This is a genomic window from Variovorax sp. CF079, assembly GCF_900101545.1.
In the GTDB taxonomy this organism is placed as follows: domain Bacteria; phylum Pseudomonadota; class Gammaproteobacteria; order Burkholderiales; family Burkholderiaceae_C; genus Variovorax.
The window spans coordinates 180833-197466 of the sequence record NZ_FMZU01000012.1 but is presented as its reverse complement, the minus strand read 5'-3'; the positions used below and the strand labels follow the sequence as shown (position 1 = coordinate 197466).

Here is a 16634-nt window from a genome sequence, read left to right as displayed (position 1 = left end):
GTATCTATATCAATGGTCGGCCACGCTCGTCTGCGGGCCTGCAAAAACGTAGTACTTGTTCAACACAAAAGACAGTGCGAAATACACGACGCCTGCTATCACCTGCGCCACGCCTTCGTGCACACCGGCATGGCGGATCAGCAGGACGAGCGCCGCAAGATTGGCCAGGTACGCCAGCAGAAAGATCGCGACGAAGCGGATGATCTCCCACCGCGGCGGCGCAGCACTGCGAAACGTGAAACTGCGATTCAGCAGGTACGAAACGATCAGGCCGACGGCGTAGCCGATCACGTTGCTGATCACTGCACCCAGGCCGGCCAGGTACATGCACGCAAAGATCACTGCGTAGCCGAGCGCGGTATTGATGACGCCTACCGCGGCGAACCTGAGCAGCTGCTTCATCGGGAGTGGCCTGCACTGACCCAGTACTGGCCGCCAAGCGGAAGCCAGCCGAGGAACCTTTCGAGCGGAAGGAACCACGAAAGCCGCGGCGGTACGAACAGGCAGTAGGTCTGACGCTGCAGTTGGAGACCGGCGTGGCGGAACAGCGAGCGCAGCTCGTTCGGCTTGAGCAAGATCGCGTCAGCATCAAAGGGGCAGGTGCTCACGATGCGCCGCGTCACGGGGTTGAAGGGGTTGTGTTCGAAGATGTCGATCGAGCCGCCCGGTGCAAGTCGACGCGCGAGCGTCTCCATCACGGCGGCCCGCTGGATGGGTGGAATGTGATGAAACACGCTCGCCACGAAAATCAAATCGAAACAGCCAAGTTCCAGGTCTTCGCTTTCTACTTCGAAACGTGCCTGCGGATTGCTGGCAGCCGCAACCTGCAAGCTCGCCGCAGAGACGTCGGTACCGACGATCTTGGCGTCCGGAAATGCAGCCTGGAGATAGCCGATATTGCGGCCGGTTCCGCAACCGTACTCAAGCACGCGGGCGACCGGGCGGCGCACGGCGCCGCGGATCAGGTCGACCTTGTAGTGCGCGAAGTACTCCGAATCCTCCGCGTAGAGCTTGGTGCTTTCGCGCAGCAGCTCGTCGTAGTCGGCCGAATAGTCGTCGAAGTCGATCTTGCCGGTCGCAGCCGTCTCGCCCTCGCCTGAGGGCGCTCCGATGCGGGATGGCGCCTTTGCGCCGCGCTCAGTCCCAGACACGCCAGGGAGCCTTTCCACTGTTCCAGAGATCTTCGAGCTCGCGCTTGTCTCGCAGCGTGTCGCAGGGCTGCCAGAAGCCCGTGTGCTGGTGAGCGGCGAGCTGGCCGTCGTGCGCGATATTCATGAGCGGTGCACGCTCCCAGGAGGTTGAATCGTCTGCGATGTAGTCGATCGCCTTCGGCTCGAGAATGAAGAAGCCGCCGTTGATCCAGCCGATTTCGTCGCTGGGCTTCTCCTCGAAGCTCGTGACGTGATGGTCTGCATCGAGGTTCAGCACCCCGAAGCGCCCGGGCGGCTGCACCGCGAGCACGGTCGCCAGCTTGCCGTGATGGCGATGGAAGGCGAGCTCTGCGCCGATGTCGGCGTCGGAAAGTCCGTCGCCATAGGTCAGGCAGAAGGTCTCGTCGTCCAGGTATTTCGCAGCGCGCTTGAGGCGCCCGCCGGTCAAGGTGTCGGCGCCGGTATCGACCAGCGTGATGCGCCAGTCTTCGGCATGGCTGTCGAGGATCTGATGATCGCCGGTGCTGAGGTCGATGCGCATATCCGACATGTGCCGGTAATAGTTGAAGAAAAATTCCTTGATCACATAGCCCTTGTAGCCGAGGCAGATCACGAAGTCATTGATCCCGTGGTGGGCGTAGATCTTCATGATGTGCCACAGCAGTGGCCGGCCGCCGATCTCGACCATCGGCTTGGGCTTGGTATCGGACTCTTCGGCGATGCGCGTGCCGAGGCCACCGGCAAGAATGACTGCTTTCATGTGCTCTCTTTGTTGGCTAAAGCTTGAGTTCGTCGGGCTGGATATTGAGGCTGCGCTCGACGATGGCGATGGGGTCGGATCGCAGAACGCGATAGATCCGCAGGATGTACTCGCCGATGATTCCCAACAGGAAGGCGTTGAGCCCGATGCCGAAAAGAACCAGCAACTGAATGCTCACGAAACCCCGCGGAAGATCGGGCTGCAGCAGGCGCAATATCACGTAGTACAGGGACGCCGCAAGGCTGCCTAGCAGGATCACGATGCCCAGGAAGGACGCCATGCGCAGCGGCACCGTCGAGTGGTTGAACACCGCGGTCAGCCCGAGCCGCATCAGCCGCTTGACGTCGAACTTGCTCTCGCCTGCGGTCCGTGCATCGCGGTCGTAGGGAATGCCGGTTTGGTTGAAACCGAGGCCGGCGATCATGCCGCGCAGGTAGGGGTTCGCCGTACGGAATCTGGCGATAGCCTCGATCACCGCCCGATCGACGAGGCGGAAGTCGCCGACGTCGCGCGGGATGGGATGCTCGCTGACCTTGTCGATCACCCAATAGCCGCATTTGCGGATCAGGTTCAGCAGCCAGCCTTCCGGGCGCTTGCGCCGGATGCCGTAGACCACATGGAAGCCTTCTTGCCACAATGCGAAGAACTGCTCCAGCATCTCCGGGGGATCCTGCAGGTCGGCATCGATCTGCATGACCGCATCGCCTCGGGCATGCATGTAGTTGGCGAGGATCGAACTCTGAAATCCGAAGTTGCGCGAGAAGCGCATGGCGCGCACGCGCGGATCGGCGGCAGCAAGTCGAACCAGCATCGACCAGGTCTCGTCGTCCGAATGGTTGTCGGTGAAGACGAACTCGAGGTCGCAGCGATCGGCCATGCGATCAGCCACGGCAACGAGCCGTGCGTACAGGGTGTCCAGATTGCCGGCCTCGTTGAGAACCGGAATGGCGATCGAGATCAACGGCCGGCGCGCCGGCGCAAGCGTGGGGGCATCGTTCATGCTTGCCTCGCTGCGCCGGCCAGCACGGAGCGCACATAGGCCGTCACGCCCTGTAGCGCCGACCGAAAGTGGATGTGTTCGAGCTCGCGCGGCCGCTGCAGCACGGTTGCGTAGTTGTCGTCGGGCGGCTCGGGTCGCGCGCCGATGCGCAGCAGCTCAAGCCGCTCGACCGAAGTGAAGACATGGGTTGCCAAGTCGCGCAGCGTACAGGGTGCACCGTGGCTCAGCGCCGTCACGCCGTTCGCACCGGCTGCAAGCACGGCATGCATCGCGGCCACGTCGTCATTCACATGGTGATACTCACGCAGCTGGCGGCCTGGAGACATCTCGAAGGGGCGCCCCTCGCGCAGTGCCCTGCAAAGCTGCCCCAGGAACATGAAGGGGGCGGGCTCGCCACCGCCGTAGAGCGTATGCAGTTGCAAGTGCGTGACAGGGTCGCCCGCCGCCGCCCGCTCCGTCGCAAGGCGACCGAGGTCGGCCTTGGTGGCGATGTAGGCGTTCGGATGCTCGAGCAGCCGCTCCATCACCGTGCCGAAGGTGACCACACGCAGTCCAGCGGCGCACGCGCCATCGATGATGCGAGCGGGCAAATCGACGTTGACGCGCTGGTGCTCGGCGCGCGGCAGTGCCGGGTCGAGCACGCCCGAGACGACCAGAACCACCGATCCGGGCTCCGCGCAATCGAAGTAGCGCGCGATCGAGGCGCCGGCATTGCTTTGCCACCAGCGCTCGTAGACCTCGCGCTCTAGCGCGACGATTTCCCCCGCAGGACGCGACGCGCAGATGGCACGCCCGAGCCGCCCGCGTCCACCAATCACGTAGATCATGGGGCGATGTCCTTGCGCCAGGCGTCGATTTGCCCCAACGTAAACGCCTTCGCGGTGCCGGGCGCCCCGTAGTAGTTGCGATACCAGGCCGCCGTCTCGCTGATCACGCGCGGCGTGTCCCAGGCCGGCCGCCAGTCCAGCAGGTTGCGCGCCAGCGAACTGTCCAGCGCCAGCGCGCCGGCTTCCGGCAACGGGTTGTTCATGAACTCGAGTACCGGACGCCGCCATGCGCTGCTCATGAGTTCGAGCACCTCGCGCACCGGGTAGTGCTTGAGCTCCTGCGGACCGAGGTTCCATGCACGCGCGAAGTCCTGCGGACGCGGGCCCACCAGCTTCGCCAGCAGCAGCAAATAGCCATGCACCAGCGCAAGAACATGCTGCCAGGGTCGCGTGGCGTCGGGATAGCGCAGCGTCAGCTGAGTCCCGTTGACCACGCTGCGTACGAAATCGGGGATGAGCCTGTCCTCCGACCAGTCCCCGCCACCCACGATGTTGCCGCCGCGCGCGGTCGCGATAGCCGGCCCCTTGCCGTCGACGAAAGGATAGGACGCGGCATAGCTCTGGATCACCATCTCGGCCGCCGCCTTCGAGGCACTGTACGGGTCCTTGCCGCCCAGCGGATCGTTCTCGCGATAGGGCCACGGCCATTCGTTGTTGCGGTAGACCTTGTCGGTGGTCACGCAGACCACGCCGCGCACGCTGCCGATGCTGCGCGCCGCTTCGAGCACATGGGCTGTGCCCTGGGCGTTGACCTGGAAGGTCAGGAGCGGCTCGCGGTACGAGCGGCGCACGAGCGGCTGTGCGGCCAGGTGCAGCACGAGCTCCGGCTCGAACTTGCGCATCGCATCGAGCAGAGGCGCGTACTCGCAGATGTCGCCGAGCGTGCTCGAGTGCATCTCGGCCTCGATGCCCGCCGCGGCGAAGAGCGATGGGGTGGTGTCGGCCGGCAGCGAGTAGCCCGCGACGATAGCGCCGAGCGATCGCAGCCAGAGGCACGCCCATCCGCCCGTGAAACCGGTGTGGCCGGTGACGAATACCTTGCGGCCCTTGAGAGTCGCTTCGAAGTCGGTCGCCACCGTCATGCGAACAACTCCGCGTCGTCCAGCATCGAAGCCTGCTGGTCCTTCGCCGACAGCTGGGGCGCAACGCCGGTATCCGGCCACCGGATGCCGAGGCGCGCATCGTCCCATCGGATCGCCCGCTCATGCGCCGGCGCATAGTAGTCGGTCGTCTTGTACAGAAAATCCGCCGACTCGCTCACCACCAGAAACCCGTGCGCAAAGCCCTCGGGCACCCACAACTGCTTGTGATTCTCTTCAGTGAGCTCCACGCCCACCCATTGCCCGAAAGTCGGCGACGACTTGCGAATGTCCGCCGCCACGTCGAACACCGCGCCGCGCACCACGCGCACCAGCTTCCCCTGCGGCTGCTGGATCTGGTAGTGCAGCCCGCGCAGCACGCCTTTCGCCGAGCGCGAATGGTTGTCCTGAACGAACTCCACATGGCGCCCGACGGCTTCGTCGAAAGCCTTGCCGTTGAAGCTCTCATAGAAAAATCCCCGCGCGTCACCAAACACCTTAGGTTCAATGATGAGCACCTCGGGAATGGCAGTAGGCGTGACCTTCACGAGCGCACCTCGTCCGTCAGCAGGTGGTTCAGATACTTGCCGTACCCACTCTTCTCCAGCGGCTTCGCAAGCGCTGCAAGCTGCTCGGTGCTGATGTATCCGTTTCGCCATGCCACTTCTTCGGGGCAGGCGATCTTGAGTCCCTGCCGGTGCTCAAGCGTGGCGATGAACTGACCGGCCTCCAGCAGGCTGTCGTGCGTGCCGGTGTCGAGCCATGCATAGCCGCGCTGCATGATCTGCACGCTGAGCTTGCCGAGGTCCAGGTAGGCCTGATTGACGGCGGTGATCTCCAGTTCGCCGCGCGCGCTCGGCTTCACGGCCTTGGCGATGTCGACGACTTGGTTGTCGTAGAAGTACAGCCCGGTCACGGCATAGCTGCTCTTGGGCTTGACGGGCTTTTCTTCGATGCTGCTGGCCTTGCCCTGGGCATCGAAGGCCACCACGCCGTAGCGTTCCGGGTCATGCACGTGATAGGCGAACACGGTCGCGCCGGCTTGCTTGGCATCCGCATCGGAAAGAAGATGCACGAAGTCGTGGCCGTAAAAGATGTTGTCGCCCAGCACCAGCGCGCTCGGTGCGTTGCCCACGAACTTGTCGCCGATGATGAAGGCCTGCGCCAGCCCGTCCGGGCTCGGCTGCACCGCGTACTGCAGGTTGATGCCCCACTGGCTGCCGTCGCCCAGCAGCTGCTGGAAGCGCGGCGTGTCCTGCGGCGTGCTGATGACCAGGATGTCACGCATGCCGCCGAGCATCAGCGTGCTCAGCGGGTAGTAAATCATCGGCTTGTCGTACACCGGCAGCAGTTGCTTGCTCAGCGCAAGCGTGGCCGGATGCAAGCGTGTGCCGGAACCGCCGGCGAGGATGATGCCTTTGCGTTGCGTCATGGATTTCTTTTCGGGTCGTGAGTCAGAGCGTCTCGTGCAGCATGCGCGCGACGCCGGCCTGCCAGGGCGGCAGCTTCAAGCCGAAGCTCGACTGGAGCTTGATGGTACTCAGGCGGGAGTTGTGCGGCCGCTTGGCGGGCGTAGGAAAGGCGCTGGTGGGAACGGCATCGATCATCGCAGGCCCAGCCTTCAGTTCAACACCCGCCGCTTCGGCCTGTTCCAGCACGAAGCGCGCATAGCCATGCCAGGTGGTCTCGCCGCCGGCCGCCAGGTGATAGAGCCCGGCCTTGGCGGGATCGCGCAGCGTGTCGCGGATCGCATGGGCCGTCACGTCCGCGAGCAGCTCCGCGCCGGTCGGCGCGCCGAACTGGTCGTTGATCACGGTGAGACGCTCGCGTTCCTTGGCCAGCCGCAGCATGGTCTTCGCGAAGTTGCCGCCGCGCGCGGCATAGACCCAGCTGGTGCGGAAGACCAGGTGCTTCGGGCAATGCGCGGCGATCAGCTGCTCGCCCTCGAGCTTGGTGCGGCCGTACACGCTGAGCGGCCCGGTCGCATCGTCTTCCTGCCAGGGCCGCTCGCCGCTGCCGTCGAACACGTAGTCGGTGGAGTAGTGCACCATCAGCGCGCCGACTTCCTGGGCGGCCTGCGCGATCGCGCCGGGCGCGATCGCGTTCAGCGTGCGCGCGAGCTCGGGCTCGCTCTCGGCCTTGTCGACCGCGGTGTGGGCGGCGGCATTGACGATCACGTCGGGCCGCAGCGCGAGCACCGTCTGCGCCACGCGCTCGGGATCGCGAAAGTCGGCATGGCCCTCGGTGCTTTTGGAATCCAGCGCGACCAGTTCGCCGAGCGGCGCCAGGCTGCGCTGCAGCTCCCAGCCCACCTGTCCCGTCTTGCCGAGCAGCAATAGCTTCATGCCGCCTCGTACTGTTTCTGCACCCACTCGCGGTACGCGCCACTTTGCACGTTGCGCACCCAATCGGCATGGTCCAGGTACCACTCGACCGTCTTGCGGATGCCGGTGTCGAAGGTCTCGGCCGGCTTCCAGCCCAGTTCGCGCTCCAGCTTGCGCGCATCGATGGCGTAGCGCCGGTCGTGCCCGGGGCGGTCGGTCACGTAGGTGATCTGCTCGCGGTAGCTCCTGCCGTCGGCGCGCGGGCGCAGTTCGTCGAGCAGCGCGCACACGGTGTTGACGATCTCGATGTTGGGCTTCTCGTTCCAGCCGCCGACGTTGTAGGTTTCGCCGAGCCTGCCGGCCTCGAGCACGCGGCGGATGGCGCTGCAGTGGTCCTTGACGTAGAGCCAGTCGCGCACCTGCATGCCGTCGCCGTACACCGGCAGCGGCTTGCCGGCGAGCGCGTTGACGATCATCAGCGGGATCAGCTTCTCGGGGAAATGGAAAGGGCCGTAGTTGTTCGAGCAGTTGGTGGTGAGCACCGGCAGCCCGTAGGTGTGGTGCCATGCGCGCACCAGATGGTCGCTGGCGGCCTTGCTGGCCGAGTAGGGGCTGTTGGGCTCGTACTTGTTTTCTTCGGTGAACGCGGGGTCGGCGGCCGAGAGCGAGCCGTAGACCTCGTCGGTCGAGACGTGCAGAAAGCGGAAAGCGGCCTTCTGGTCGGCCGGCAACGCGCTCCAGTAGCCACGCACGGATTCGAGCAGGCGGAAGGTGCCCAGCACGTTGGTCTGCACGAAGTCCTCGGGGCCATGGATCGAGCGGTCCACATGCGACTCGGCCGCGAAGTTGAGCACGGCGCGCGGCTTGTGCTCGGCCAGCAGGCGGTCGACCAGGGCGCTGTCGCCGATGTCGCCCTGCACGAACACGTGCTTGGGGTTGCCGTTGAGCGAGGCCAGCGTCTCGAGGTTGCCGGCGTAGGTCAGCTTGTCGAGATTGACGACCGCTTCGTCGCTTTGCGCCACCCAATCGAGGACGAAATTGGCGCCGATGAAGCCGGCGCCGCCGGTAACCAGGATCATGGAGTCTCCCGCTAGTGGAAAAAAACCGCCGGGTGGCGGTCGAGCCGCGATTATCCCATTGGGGAATGTTTCAAGAGATGGCTAGAGACCAGTCCCTACCGGGCAACCCGAAGCGCGGATAGAGTGCTTCCGACGTACTTCAAGGAATGCCCATGGCCAGCAAAGACGACGACAAACCCGACCGCATCAAGGACTCCGCCCAGCAGATCTGGCTAGCCGGCCTGGGCGCCTTCGCCAAGATGCAGCAGGAAGGCAGCAAGGCCTTCGAGGCGCTGGTGAAAGATGGCATCGGGGTGCAGAAGAAGACCCAGCAGGCCGCCGAGGAAACGCTGGCGCAGGCCCAGGCCCGGATGGCGGGCTTCGCGAGCGAGTTCGGCACCAAGGCCGCCGGCGGCTGGGGCAAGCTGGAGACCATCTTCGAAGACCGCGTGGCGCGCGCCCTCGAAAAGCTCGGCATGCCCTCGGCCCAGGAAGTGGCCGCGCTGCAGGTGCGGGTAGAGGCGCTCGAGGCTCAGTTGAAGCGGAAGAACGCGACCGGCACCACGCGCAAGACCGCCGCGCGCACGCCGCCCGAGGCTGCGAAGCCGTCGCGGCGGCACAAGCCGGGCAGCGGGGCCTGAGGGCAGGAAGAACACCGACCCCCGCCGGCGTGTACTTGCGCTAGAGTGGCCCCAGGAGACAAAAACCAGGGCTACGAATTGGCCAAGAAAGCGCCACGCCGCACTGCACAACGCATCCTCGAAGCCGCGCTTGACCTGTTCAACCGCTTCGGGGAGCCGAACGTCTCGACCACGCTGGTGGCGGGCGAGCTCAACATCAGCCCCGGCAATCTCTACTACCACTACCCCGCCAAGGACGAGCTGATCAACCGGCTCTACGAGGGCTACGAGACCGAGCTCAACGAACTGCTGCATGCCAGCGAAGGCGTGCACGACGTCGAAGACGCCTGGTTCTTCATGCACAGCCTGTTCGAGCTCATCTGGCGCTACCGCTTTCTCTATCGCGACCTCAACGATCTGCTGAGCAAGAACCGGCACCTGGAAACGCAGTTCCAGCTGGTCCTGAAGAACAAGGCGCGCGCCATCCGCACCCTGCTCGCCGGCATGAGCCGCGCCGGCCATCTCGACATCGACACGCGCGAGGTCGACCCGCTGGCGCAGAGCATGGTGGTGGTGCTGACCTACTGGCTCAGCTACGAGTACGTGCGCAACCCGCGCGAAGCGCTGGAGCCGGCGCACGCCCAGGGCGCCCTGCTGCGCGGCGCCCACCACACGTTGCATCTGCTGGCACCCTACTTGGCGACGGAACAACGGCGGCATTTGCTGACACTGAGCAGCGCTTACACAGGCGAAGATCACAGAGCAACGGTCTGAAAATTCCATCCTTCCATCGCATGCCCCACCACGACATCCAACCCCTTTCGCTGTTGTCGACCGGCACGGTGCCTGCCACGGAGCCATGGACACTTTTGCCCTACAGAGACGCGCCGTACTTCGACACGGCCAACCTGCTCAGCCACTGGCCGCAGCTGCATGCCGGCCAGGGCCTGCAGCCGCCGGTGCCCGGACCGCTGGCCGAGGGTTGGGCGCTGTACCACAGCGGCGAGTTCGAGCGTGCTGCCGCCATGGGCCTGCGGCACGGCCGCGAGGGGCTGGCGCTCGCGAACCAGGCCACGGCCATCTATGCCAACTATCTGGAACCGCGCGAGGCCGTGCGGCAAGCCCTGTTCAGGCAGGTGGTCGAGCGCGCCACCGCGCAGGTCGCCGCGGAGCCCGACAACTGCCAGGCGCTGTACTGGCAAGCCTATGCGCTGGGGCGCTACAGCCAGGGCATCAGCGTGGCACGCGCGCTGGCGCAGGGCCTGGGCACCAAGGTCAAGGGCGCGCTCGAGCGCGTGATCGAGCTGCAGCCGCATCATGCCGATGCGCACATCGCGCTCGCGGCCTTCCACGCCGAAGTCATCGACAAGGTCGGGATGCTGGTGGGCCGCATGACCTACGGCGTGCGCGCCGAAACCGCGATCGAGCTGTTCGGGCGCGGCCTGCAGCTCAATCCCCATTCGGCCAGCGCGCTGATGGAATACGCCCGCGGTCTTTTGATGCTGGAGGGCGATTCGCGCATGGCCGAAGCCACGCGCCTCTACGAGAAAGCGGCCGCCCTGGAGCCGGCCGATGCGCGAGAACGGCTTGACGTGGAACTGGCGCGCGCGGGGCTCTCCGACTGATCTTTATCAACGACAGCGTCACTTAAGATGCGCGTCCTTGTTCCAACCCGCCTGCCGCCATGTCCGATCTGAACGCCCTGTTCGAAGCCGCCCAAGCCAACTCCAAACTGCTCGCCGAACGGCCGGACAACCCGACGCTGCTCAAGATCTACGGCCTCTTCAAGCAGGCCACCCAGGGCGACAACACCGAGAAGAAGCCCAGCTTCAGCGACATCGTCGCGCGCGCCAAGTGGGACGCCTGGACGGCTCAGAAAGGCCTGGGCGCCGACGAGGCCAAGCAGAAGTACATCGACCTCATCAAATCGCTGCGCTGAACGCGCCCGCGCCTACAACCAATCTTTATCGTTGTAGGCGTCGTCGTCCGCCTCGCTCGTGCCCAGCAGCTCATCGAGGTTGCGCTGCAGGCGCTGCTCGATCTGATCGCTGAAGCTGGCGTACAAAAGACCGAGCGTCGCGCGCAACCTGAAGCTGTCGGCGGTGACTTCGACGCTGCCGTCGATGCCGGGGCGCGTGAACTGGGCGACATCGCGGCGCTCGCCTTCGTCGTAGCTGCAGGCAAGGCCGTAGTCGCGCTCGACCTTCTGCATCCACTGGCGCGCCACCGCGCGCGCGGCCTCGATGCCCAGCGTGTGGCTGCGTTCGATATGGATGTCAGGCACCGCGGCCTCCCTTGTCGTGGTTGTGGGGTTGTGGGGTGAGCGTGTCCGCCGTGGCGGGGACGGCAGCGGCTTTCAGCGCCTGCGCACGCCCGGCCTTGGGCAGCGCGGCGAAGCGCTTGACCGCGGCGTAGAAGCGCGGCCAGTCCCGGCCCTCGCGTTCGAACAGCGCCTCGAAGGCAGGCACCAGTTCGTCGTAGGCGGCCTGCGCGCCGAACATCGCATTGTTGGCGCGCGCCACCCAGGCGTCGTAGGCGCCCTGGCGCGGGCCGGTCCAGCCCGCGCGCAGCACGGCGTAGCGCTGGCGGAAATCGTCCATGGCCGCCTTCTTCATCGCATCGACCGCCGGCCAATCGCCGGCCTGCGCCTCCTTCGAGGCATAGATGCCCGCGAGCGCGCGGCGCGTCTCCGCCGCAAGGGCGCGGAACTGCTGGCGCCGCCCATCGAACTGCGCATATTCGAGCCGCGCCGCGTCGCCGGCCTGGGTCTGCAGCCAGCGCGCACCGCCGATGCGCTCCACCGCGGTCGCAAAAGACTCGTTGAACATGGTGTCGTCCGGCACATAGAGCACCTGGTGCGCGAGCTCGTGGAACACGATGCGCGCCAGCTCGCCTTCCGGGTAGCCGATGAAGGTGGAAAGCAAGGGATCGCCGCCGGCCCAGTTCATCCAGCCGAGCGTGGAATAGGCCGGCACCGGATAAACCGCCGCCTCCAGGCCCAGCGCGCGCTGGGCCTCCGCCTCGGCCCTGGCATCGGCGTCGTTGTAGTAGCCGCGATAGCCGACGCAGCCCGCGACCGGGAAGCACCAGGTCTTGAGCGTGAGCGAATAGGGCGGCGCGGCCACCACGTTCCAGACCGCGGCCGGGCGATGCAGGTTGGCATAGGCCTTGTAGCTCGGGTTGTCGGGCAGGCCGAGCTCGGAGGAGGCGAAGCGGCGGATGCGCTGCGCGAGTTCCAGCTTGGCCTTGAGCGCGTCGGGCGCGCCGGGATCCTGCAACCATTCGGGCACCGGCCGCGCCGCGCGCATGAGCCCGAGATGGCCGCTGGCCGACTGCCAGTAATAGCCGAGGTCGGCGCAGCCGGCCAGGCACAGCATGGCAGCCGCAGCGAAGACCGCGCGCCTCCTGTTCACGCGTACCTCTCAGGCATCTGGAGCTACCTCGACCAGGCAGTCGTAGAAGGTCGGCCCACGCCCGATGTCGGTCAAGCGCTGGCTCGTGAGCTGGTTGACGTTGGTGCCGTCGAGCCCGAGCTTGCGCCACCAGATGCCGAGGCCGTGCACCACGCCGGGCCGGGCCCGGCGCGAGACTTCAGCGCGGCAGCGGTGCTCGCCGCGCTCGTTGAACACGCGCACCGTGGCGCCGTCGACGATGCCGCGCGCTGCCGCATCGGCTTCATGGATCTCGAGAAGCGGCTCGCCCTCGATGGCACGCAGGCTTTTCACGTTGACGAAGCTCGAATTGAGGAAGTTGCGCGCCGGCGGCGAGATCATCGCGAGCGGAAACGCCTTGGAGCTGCCCGCGGGTTCGTAGTTCGGCACATGGTCGGGCAGGCCGTCCTGGCCCAGCGCAGCGAGCCGGGCGCTGAAGAACTCGCAGCGGCCCGAGGGCGTGGGGAATGCGCCTTCGGCAAAGGGTGCATCGGGCAGCTTCAGGCTGGTGAAGCCCTGCGCCTGCAGCTCGTCGAAGTCGATCGCGCCGGGCGCGAAGGCGCTGCGGCACAGCGTCTCGTCGTCGTCCGAGAAGCAGGGCTCGTCGAAGCCCATGCGCCGCGCGAGTTCGCGAAACACCCAGGTGTTGCTGCGGGCCTCGCCACGCGGCGCCACGGCCGGGCGGTTCAAGAGCACGTCGGTGTGGCCGTAGCTGGTATGGATGTCCCAGTGCTCGAGCTGCGTGGTGGCCGGCAACACGTAGTCGGCATGGTCGGCGGTGTCGGTCTGGAACTGCTCGAGCACCACGGTGAACAGGTCCTCGCGCGCAAAGCCGGCCACCACCTTGCCCGACTCCGGCGCGACCGCGACCGGGTTGCTGTTGTAGACCACCAGCGCGTGGATCGGGTTCGCAGTATCGAGCAGCGCATCGCCGATCGCGCTCATGTTGATGGTGCGCGGGCGCCGGCCGGCCAGCAGGTCGGGCCGCTGCAAGGCGGCGCGGTCCACCGGGAACAGGCCCGAGCTGCTCAGGAGCAGGCCGCCGGCCCGATCCCGCCAGGCGCCGACCAGCGCGGGCAGGCAGGCGATGGCGCGTGCCGCATTGCCGCCGCCGCGCACGCGCTGCATGCCGTAGTTGAGACGGATCGCGGCCGGCTTGGTGGTTCCATAGGCGCGTGCGAGCGCCACGATCTGCGCCTCGGGCACGCCGCAGACTTCAGCCGCGCGCGCCGGCGGCCATTGCAGGGCGCGCTCGCGAAGCTGCTCCCAGCCCAGGGTGTGCTGCGCGATGTAGTCGCGGTCCAGCCAGTCGTTGACGATCAGCTCGTGCATCAACGCCAGGGCCAGCGCCGCGTCGGTGCCCGGCAGCAAGGCGACGTGCTCGTCGCACTTGTCGGCGGTCTCGGTCTTGCGCGGATCGATGCACACCAGCCGCGCGCCGGCGCGCTTGGCGGCTTGCGCGTGGCGCCAGAAATGCAGGTTGCTCGCGATCGAGTTGCTGCCCCAGATCAGGATCAGCTTCGCTTCGGCGAAAAACTCGACCCGCATGCCGACCTTGCCGCCCAAAGTAAAACTTAAAGCTTCACCGCCAGCGGTCGAGCAGATCGTGCGGTCCAGCAGCGACGCGCCAAGCTTGTGAAAAAAACGACGGTCCATCGATTCGCCCTGCACCAAACCCATGGTTCCGGCGTAGCTGTAAGGCACAATCGTTTCCGGATTGTTACTTTTGCACTCGCTCAAGCGCGCGGCGATGTCATCAAGGGCAGCTTCCCATGTCACCGCTTCGAAGCGGCCGCTGCCCTTGGGGCCGATGCGCTTCAAGGGCTGGACAAGACGCTCGGCATGGTCGTTGCGTTCGATGTAGCGCGAGACCTTGGTGCAGAGCACGCCGGCCGTGTGCGGATGCGCCGGGTTGCCTTGCAGCTTGACGGCGACGCCGTCCTGCACGGTGGTCACGAGTGCGCAGGTGTCGGGGCAATCGTGCGGGCAGGCGCCGAGCACCTGGATCGAAGAAGTCATGGTGGGGCGGGGACAACGAGTATTCAGTCGAGTCTAAGTTGTGCGCCGAGGATGCGCTGAGGGGTTTTCACGATGATCAATCGCAGGCACTTTTCGGTCGCAGCGGGCGCTGCAGCGCTCGGCGGCTTTCATATCGCGCGGGCACAGAGCGAAACGCCGATCGTGCTCGGGCAGTCGGCGCCCTTCTCGGGGCCGGCCGCGCAGCTGGGCATCCAGTTCTACCAGGGTGCCAAGCTGTTCCTGGACCAGTACAACGCGACGCCGGGCCATCGCGACGTGCAGATCAAGTTCCTCGACGACGGCTACGAGCCCGACCGCTGCGTCGCCAACACCAGGAAGCTGATCGACGAGGAAGCCTTCGCGCTCTTCGGCTACATCGGCACACCCACCAGCCTGGCGGCCCTGCCGCTGGCCGTGGGCGCGAAGATCCCGTTCATTGCGCCCTTCACCGGTGCGATGGCGCTGCGCGAGCCCTTCCACAGGAACGTGTTCCACCTGCGCGCCTCGTACAACGACGAGACCGCGCTGATCGTGAAGCAGCTCACCCACCTGGGCCTGAAGAAGATCGCGGTCTTCTACCAGAACGACGCCTACGGCAAGGCCGGTCTCGACGGCACGACGCTCGCGCTGTCGCAGCTGGACCTGAAGCCGGCAGCGCTCGCGACGGTCGAGCGTAACTCGGTCGACGTTGCGGCGGCGGTCAAGACCATCGTGGCCGCGAAGCCGGATGCCGTGGTCCAGGTCAGCGCCTACAAGTCCTGCGCCGCCTTCATCCGTGAGGCGCGCAAGGCCGGCTATGGCGGCACCTTCTACAACGTGTCTTTCGTCGGCACGCAGGCGCTGGCCGACGAACTCGGCAAGGACGGCGCCGGCGTCGTCGTCACCCAGGTCGTGCCCTCGCCCTACTACGCCGCGAACGGCATCACGCGCGAGTTCAACGACGCGGTGAAGAAAAGCGGCGGCGCCACCAAGGCCAACTTCTCCAGCATGGAAGGCTATCTGGCCGCCAAGGTGCTGACCGAAGGCTTGCGCCGCGCACCGGGCAAGCTCACGCGCGACGGGCTGATCGCGGGACTGGAATCCATCGACCGGCAGCAGTTCGGCGGCTTCGAAGTGTCCTTCTCGCCGCGCAACCATGTGGCGTCGAAGTTCGTCGAGCTGTCGATGATCACGGGGGATGGGCGGATCCGGACTTGATGACTCCCTCTCCCAGAGGGAGAGGGAGCAAGAGAGACTAAGCCCTCGTCACCTGCGTCAGCGCGTGAATGGTCAATCCCACCAATCCCCCCACCAGCGTGCCGTTCACCCGGATGAACTGCAGGTCCCGCCCGATGTGGCGCTCGAGCTCGAGCGTCATCTCGTCCGCGTTCCACGCTTCGACGCGTTCGACGATGTAGCGCCGGATGTCCTCGCGGTAGCGCTCGATCGTGCGCGGCGCCGCGTCCACGATCTGCTCGTTGATCCAGCGCCGCATCGCCGCGTCGGCCGCAAGGCGCGCGCCCAGCGCACCTGCCATCGCGACGATGCGCTGGCGAATGCCCGAATCGGTCTTCGTCAGGTCGTCGTGCAGCCAGGCCAGCAGCTCGCCCCACAGGCCATGCAGGTAGTCGCCCAGCGCAGGATGCGCCTGCAGCTCGGCGCGGATCGCTTCGCCCCGGCGATGGAATTCGGGGTCGGTCTTGAGCTTCGCGATGAAGACGTGCATGAAGACATCGAAGCGCAGCCGCAGCGGATGCCCGGGCTCGGCCGCCATCTCCGCGATGGTGCGCGCCACCGCGGCCACGATCTTGCGCGTGGCGAGCTTGGCGGCGACCTGGTCCAGGCCCACGTAGCGCAGCGCCCTGATCTCGCGCGCGATCGCCTCGGTGATCTGCTCCTGCACCTCGTCGCCTTCGACCACGCCGGCGACCTGCGCAAGCACGTCGTCGAGCAAGGCCTGGTGCCGCCCGTCTGCGGTTAGCGCATCGAGCGCCTGGCCCGCCAGCCGCGAGATGTCGACCTGCGCCAGGCCCGCGGTCGCGATGCGGCCGAGGAAGGCGCGCACGCGCGCGTCGTCGAAAGCGCTGAGCCCGTAGCGCGCAGCAGCCACCAGGTGCTCGCCGAGCTTGGCCGCATGCTCGGGCGCCGAAAGCCAGTGGGCCAGCCGCGCGGCCGGGTCGAGCTGCTCCAGCTTGGCCAGCACCTGCGGCGTGCTCAGGAAGTTGTTGCAGATGAAGCCGGCAAGCTTGGCGCCGATGCGGTCCTTGTTGGCCGGGATGATCGCGGTGTGCGGGATCGGCAGCCCCAGCGGATGCCGGAACAGCGCGACCACCGCGAACCAGTCCGCGATCGCGCCGATCATCGCGGCTTCGGCGAAGGCGGCGAC

19 protein-coding genes are annotated in these 16634 nt (G+C 66.2%); 5 read left to right on the top strand and 14 right to left on the bottom strand.

The genetic code is table 11. The annotated features are described in order from the left end of the window. Positions 1 to 9: 9 nt before the first annotated feature. Genes BLS74_RS17820 through rfbB form a run of 10 tightly spaced genes read right to left on the bottom strand, consistent with a single transcriptional unit; the run spans position 10 to position 8220 of the window. Positions 10 to 402, bottom strand: a complete 393-nt coding sequence (locus BLS74_RS17820; protein ID WP_093108467.1) for a GtrA family protein — start codon at positions 400 to 402, stop codon at positions 10 to 12. Further along, the gene (locus BLS74_RS17815; RefSeq protein WP_170855633.1) at positions 399 to 1169 is read right to left on the bottom strand and encodes a class I SAM-dependent methyltransferase; all 771 of its coding nucleotides are present in this window, start codon (positions 1167 to 1169) and stop codon (positions 399 to 401) included. Before BLS74_RS17815 ends, BLS74_RS17820 begins: the two co-directional genes overlap by 4 nt. Beyond that, positions 1138 to 1911, bottom strand: coding sequence for a glucose-1-phosphate cytidylyltransferase (rfbF, locus tag BLS74_RS17810; RefSeq protein WP_093108465.1), 774 nt, complete (start codon positions 1909 to 1911; stop codon positions 1138 to 1140). Before rfbF ends, BLS74_RS17815 begins: the two co-directional genes overlap by 32 nt. A 16-nt stretch (positions 1912 to 1927) precedes the next feature. After that, complete coding sequence (locus BLS74_RS17805) at positions 1928 to 2911, bottom strand: glycosyltransferase family 2 protein (RefSeq protein ID WP_093108464.1); 984 nt, start codon at positions 2909 to 2911, stop codon at positions 1928 to 1930. Further along, a complete protein-coding gene (locus tag BLS74_RS17800) occupies positions 2908 to 3738 on the bottom strand; it encodes an NAD-dependent epimerase/dehydratase family protein (protein ID WP_093108463.1) in 831 nt (276 codons plus the stop codon). Before BLS74_RS17800 ends, BLS74_RS17805 begins: the two co-directional genes overlap by 4 nt. After that, complete coding sequence (rfbG, locus tag BLS74_RS17795; RefSeq protein ID WP_093108462.1) at positions 3735 to 4820, bottom strand: CDP-glucose 4,6-dehydratase; 1086 nt, start codon at positions 4818 to 4820, stop codon at positions 3735 to 3737. Before rfbG ends, BLS74_RS17800 begins: the two co-directional genes overlap by 4 nt. Next, positions 4817 to 5365: a dTDP-4-dehydrorhamnose 3,5-epimerase gene (gene rfbC / locus BLS74_RS17790; RefSeq protein WP_093108461.1), complete on the bottom strand. Its 549-nt coding sequence runs from the start codon at positions 5363 to 5365 to the stop codon at positions 4817 to 4819. The genes rfbG and rfbC overlap by 4 nt, the downstream gene beginning before the upstream one ends. Beyond that, entirely contained in the window at positions 5362 to 6249 is an 888-nt protein-coding gene (rfbA, locus tag BLS74_RS17785) for a glucose-1-phosphate thymidylyltransferase RfbA (protein ID WP_093108460.1), read from the bottom strand. Before rfbA ends, rfbC begins: the two co-directional genes overlap by 4 nt. A 22-nt stretch (positions 6250 to 6271) precedes the next feature. Further along, positions 6272 to 7162, bottom strand: coding sequence for a dTDP-4-dehydrorhamnose reductase (rfbD, locus tag BLS74_RS17780; RefSeq protein ID WP_093108459.1), 891 nt, complete (start codon positions 7160 to 7162; stop codon positions 6272 to 6274). Beyond that, entirely contained in the window at positions 7159 to 8220 is a 1062-nt protein-coding gene (rfbB, locus tag BLS74_RS17775; RefSeq protein WP_093108458.1) for a dTDP-glucose 4,6-dehydratase, read from the bottom strand. The genes rfbD and rfbB overlap by 4 nt, the downstream gene beginning before the upstream one ends. Before the next feature lie 152 nt (positions 8221 to 8372). On the opposite strand from rfbB, the gene BLS74_RS17770 reads away from it, so the two are divergent. The 4 genes from BLS74_RS17770 (at position 8373) to BLS74_RS17755 (ending at position 10758) form a co-directional block, all read left to right on the top strand. Further along, positions 8373 to 8840 carry a phasin family protein gene (locus BLS74_RS17770; RefSeq protein WP_093108457.1) on the top strand — a complete coding sequence of 156 codons (468 nt, stop codon included), beginning with the start codon at positions 8373 to 8375 and terminating at the stop codon, positions 8838 to 8840. 78 nt (positions 8841 to 8918) lie between these two features. Next, positions 8919 to 9593, top strand: a complete 675-nt coding sequence (locus BLS74_RS17765; protein ID WP_093108456.1) for a TetR/AcrR family transcriptional regulator — start codon at positions 8919 to 8921, stop codon at positions 9591 to 9593. Between the two features lie 20 nt (positions 9594 to 9613). Continuing rightward, the gene (locus BLS74_RS17760; protein WP_170855632.1) at positions 9614 to 10444 is read left to right on the top strand and encodes a tetratricopeptide repeat protein; all 831 of its coding nucleotides are present in this window, start codon (positions 9614 to 9616) and stop codon (positions 10442 to 10444) included. Positions 10445 to 10503: 59 nt separating this feature from the next. Then, entirely contained in the window at positions 10504 to 10758 is a 255-nt protein-coding gene (locus tag BLS74_RS17755) for an acyl-CoA-binding protein (protein WP_093108454.1), read from the top strand. A gap of 12 nt (positions 10759 to 10770) precedes the next feature. Here BLS74_RS17755 and BLS74_RS17750 read toward each other — a convergent pair whose 3' ends face one another. Genes BLS74_RS17750 through BLS74_RS17740 form a run of 3 tightly spaced genes read right to left on the bottom strand, consistent with a single transcriptional unit; the run spans position 10771 to position 14269 of the window. After that, a complete protein-coding gene (locus BLS74_RS17750; RefSeq protein ID WP_093108453.1) occupies positions 10771 to 11103 on the bottom strand; it encodes a polyhydroxyalkanoic acid system family protein in 333 nt (110 codons plus the stop codon). Then, on the bottom strand, positions 11096 to 12196 hold the full coding sequence (locus tag BLS74_RS17745; protein WP_093108452.1) for an aminopeptidase: 1101 nt from the start codon (positions 12194 to 12196) through the stop codon (positions 11096 to 11098). Before BLS74_RS17745 ends, BLS74_RS17750 begins: the two co-directional genes overlap by 8 nt. 45 nt (positions 12197 to 12241) lie before the next feature. After that, positions 12242 to 14269: a molybdopterin-containing oxidoreductase family protein gene (locus BLS74_RS17740; protein ID WP_093108451.1), complete on the bottom strand. Its 2028-nt coding sequence runs from the start codon at positions 14267 to 14269 to the stop codon at positions 12242 to 12244. A 72-nt stretch (positions 14270 to 14341) separates the two neighbouring features. Here BLS74_RS17740 and BLS74_RS17735 point away from each other — a divergent pair, with 72 nt between their 5' ends. After that, positions 14342 to 15466 (top strand): ABC transporter substrate-binding protein, encoded by a 1125-nt coding sequence (locus BLS74_RS17735; protein WP_093108450.1) that lies wholly within the window; start codon positions 14342 to 14344, stop codon positions 15464 to 15466. A 37-nt stretch (positions 15467 to 15503) separates the two neighbouring features. On the opposite strand, the gene BLS74_RS17730 is transcribed toward BLS74_RS17735, so the two are convergent. After that, positions 15504 to 16610 (bottom strand): DUF445 domain-containing protein, encoded by a 1107-nt coding sequence (locus tag BLS74_RS17730; RefSeq protein WP_244503912.1) that lies wholly within the window; start codon positions 16608 to 16610, stop codon positions 15504 to 15506. Between the last annotated feature and the right edge of the window lie 24 nt (positions 16611 to 16634).

Bases quoted from the DNA above. Each gene is read 5' to 3' on its own strand.
- BLS74_RS17820 (WP_093108467.1), bottom strand. From the start codon at position 402: ATGAAGCAGCTGCTCAGGTTCGCCGCGGTAGGCGTCATCAATACCGCG.
- BLS74_RS17755 (WP_093108454.1), top strand. From the start codon at position 10,504: ATGTCCGATCTGAACGCCCTGTTCGAAGCCGCCCAAGCCAACTCCAAA.
- rfbF (WP_093108465.1), bottom strand. From the start codon at position 1,911: ATGAAAGCAGTCATTCTTGCCGGTGGCCTCGGCACGCGCATCGCCGAA.
- BLS74_RS17770 (WP_093108457.1), top strand. From the start codon at position 8,373: ATGGCCAGCAAAGACGACGACAAACCCGACCGCATCAAGGACTCCGCC.
- rfbG (WP_093108462.1), bottom strand. From the start codon at position 4,820: ATGACGGTGGCGACCGACTTCGAAGCGACTCTCAAGGGCCGCAAGGTA.
- BLS74_RS17735 (WP_093108450.1), top strand. From the start codon at position 14,342: ATGATCAATCGCAGGCACTTTTCGGTCGCAGCGGGCGCTGCAGCGCTC.
- rfbA (WP_093108460.1), bottom strand. From the start codon at position 6,249: ATGACGCAACGCAAAGGCATCATCCTCGCCGGCGGTTCCGGCACACGC.
- BLS74_RS17740 (WP_093108451.1), bottom strand. From the start codon at position 14,269: ATGACTTCTTCGATCCAGGTGCTCGGCGCCTGCCCGCACGATTGCCCC.
- BLS74_RS17800 (WP_093108463.1), bottom strand. From the start codon at position 3,738: ATGATCTACGTGATTGGTGGACGCGGGCGGCTCGGGCGTGCCATCTGC.
- BLS74_RS17805 (WP_093108464.1), bottom strand. From the start codon at position 2,911: ATGAACGATGCCCCCACGCTTGCGCCGGCGCGCCGGCCGTTGATCTCG.
- rfbD (WP_093108459.1), bottom strand. From the start codon at position 7,162: ATGAAGCTATTGCTGCTCGGCAAGACGGGACAGGTGGGCTGGGAGCTG.
- BLS74_RS17760 (WP_170855632.1), top strand. From the start codon at position 9,614: ATGCCCCACCACGACATCCAACCCCTTTCGCTGTTGTCGACCGGCACG.
- BLS74_RS17745 (WP_093108452.1), bottom strand. From the start codon at position 12,196: ATGCTGTGCCTGGCCGGCTGCGCCGACCTCGGCTATTACTGGCAGTCG.
- rfbB (WP_093108458.1), bottom strand. From the start codon at position 8,220: ATGATCCTGGTTACCGGCGGCGCCGGCTTCATCGGCGCCAATTTCGTC.
- BLS74_RS17730 (WP_244503912.1), bottom strand. From the start codon at position 16,610: ATGATCGGCGCGATCGCGGACTGGTTCGCGGTGGTCGCGCTGTTCCGG.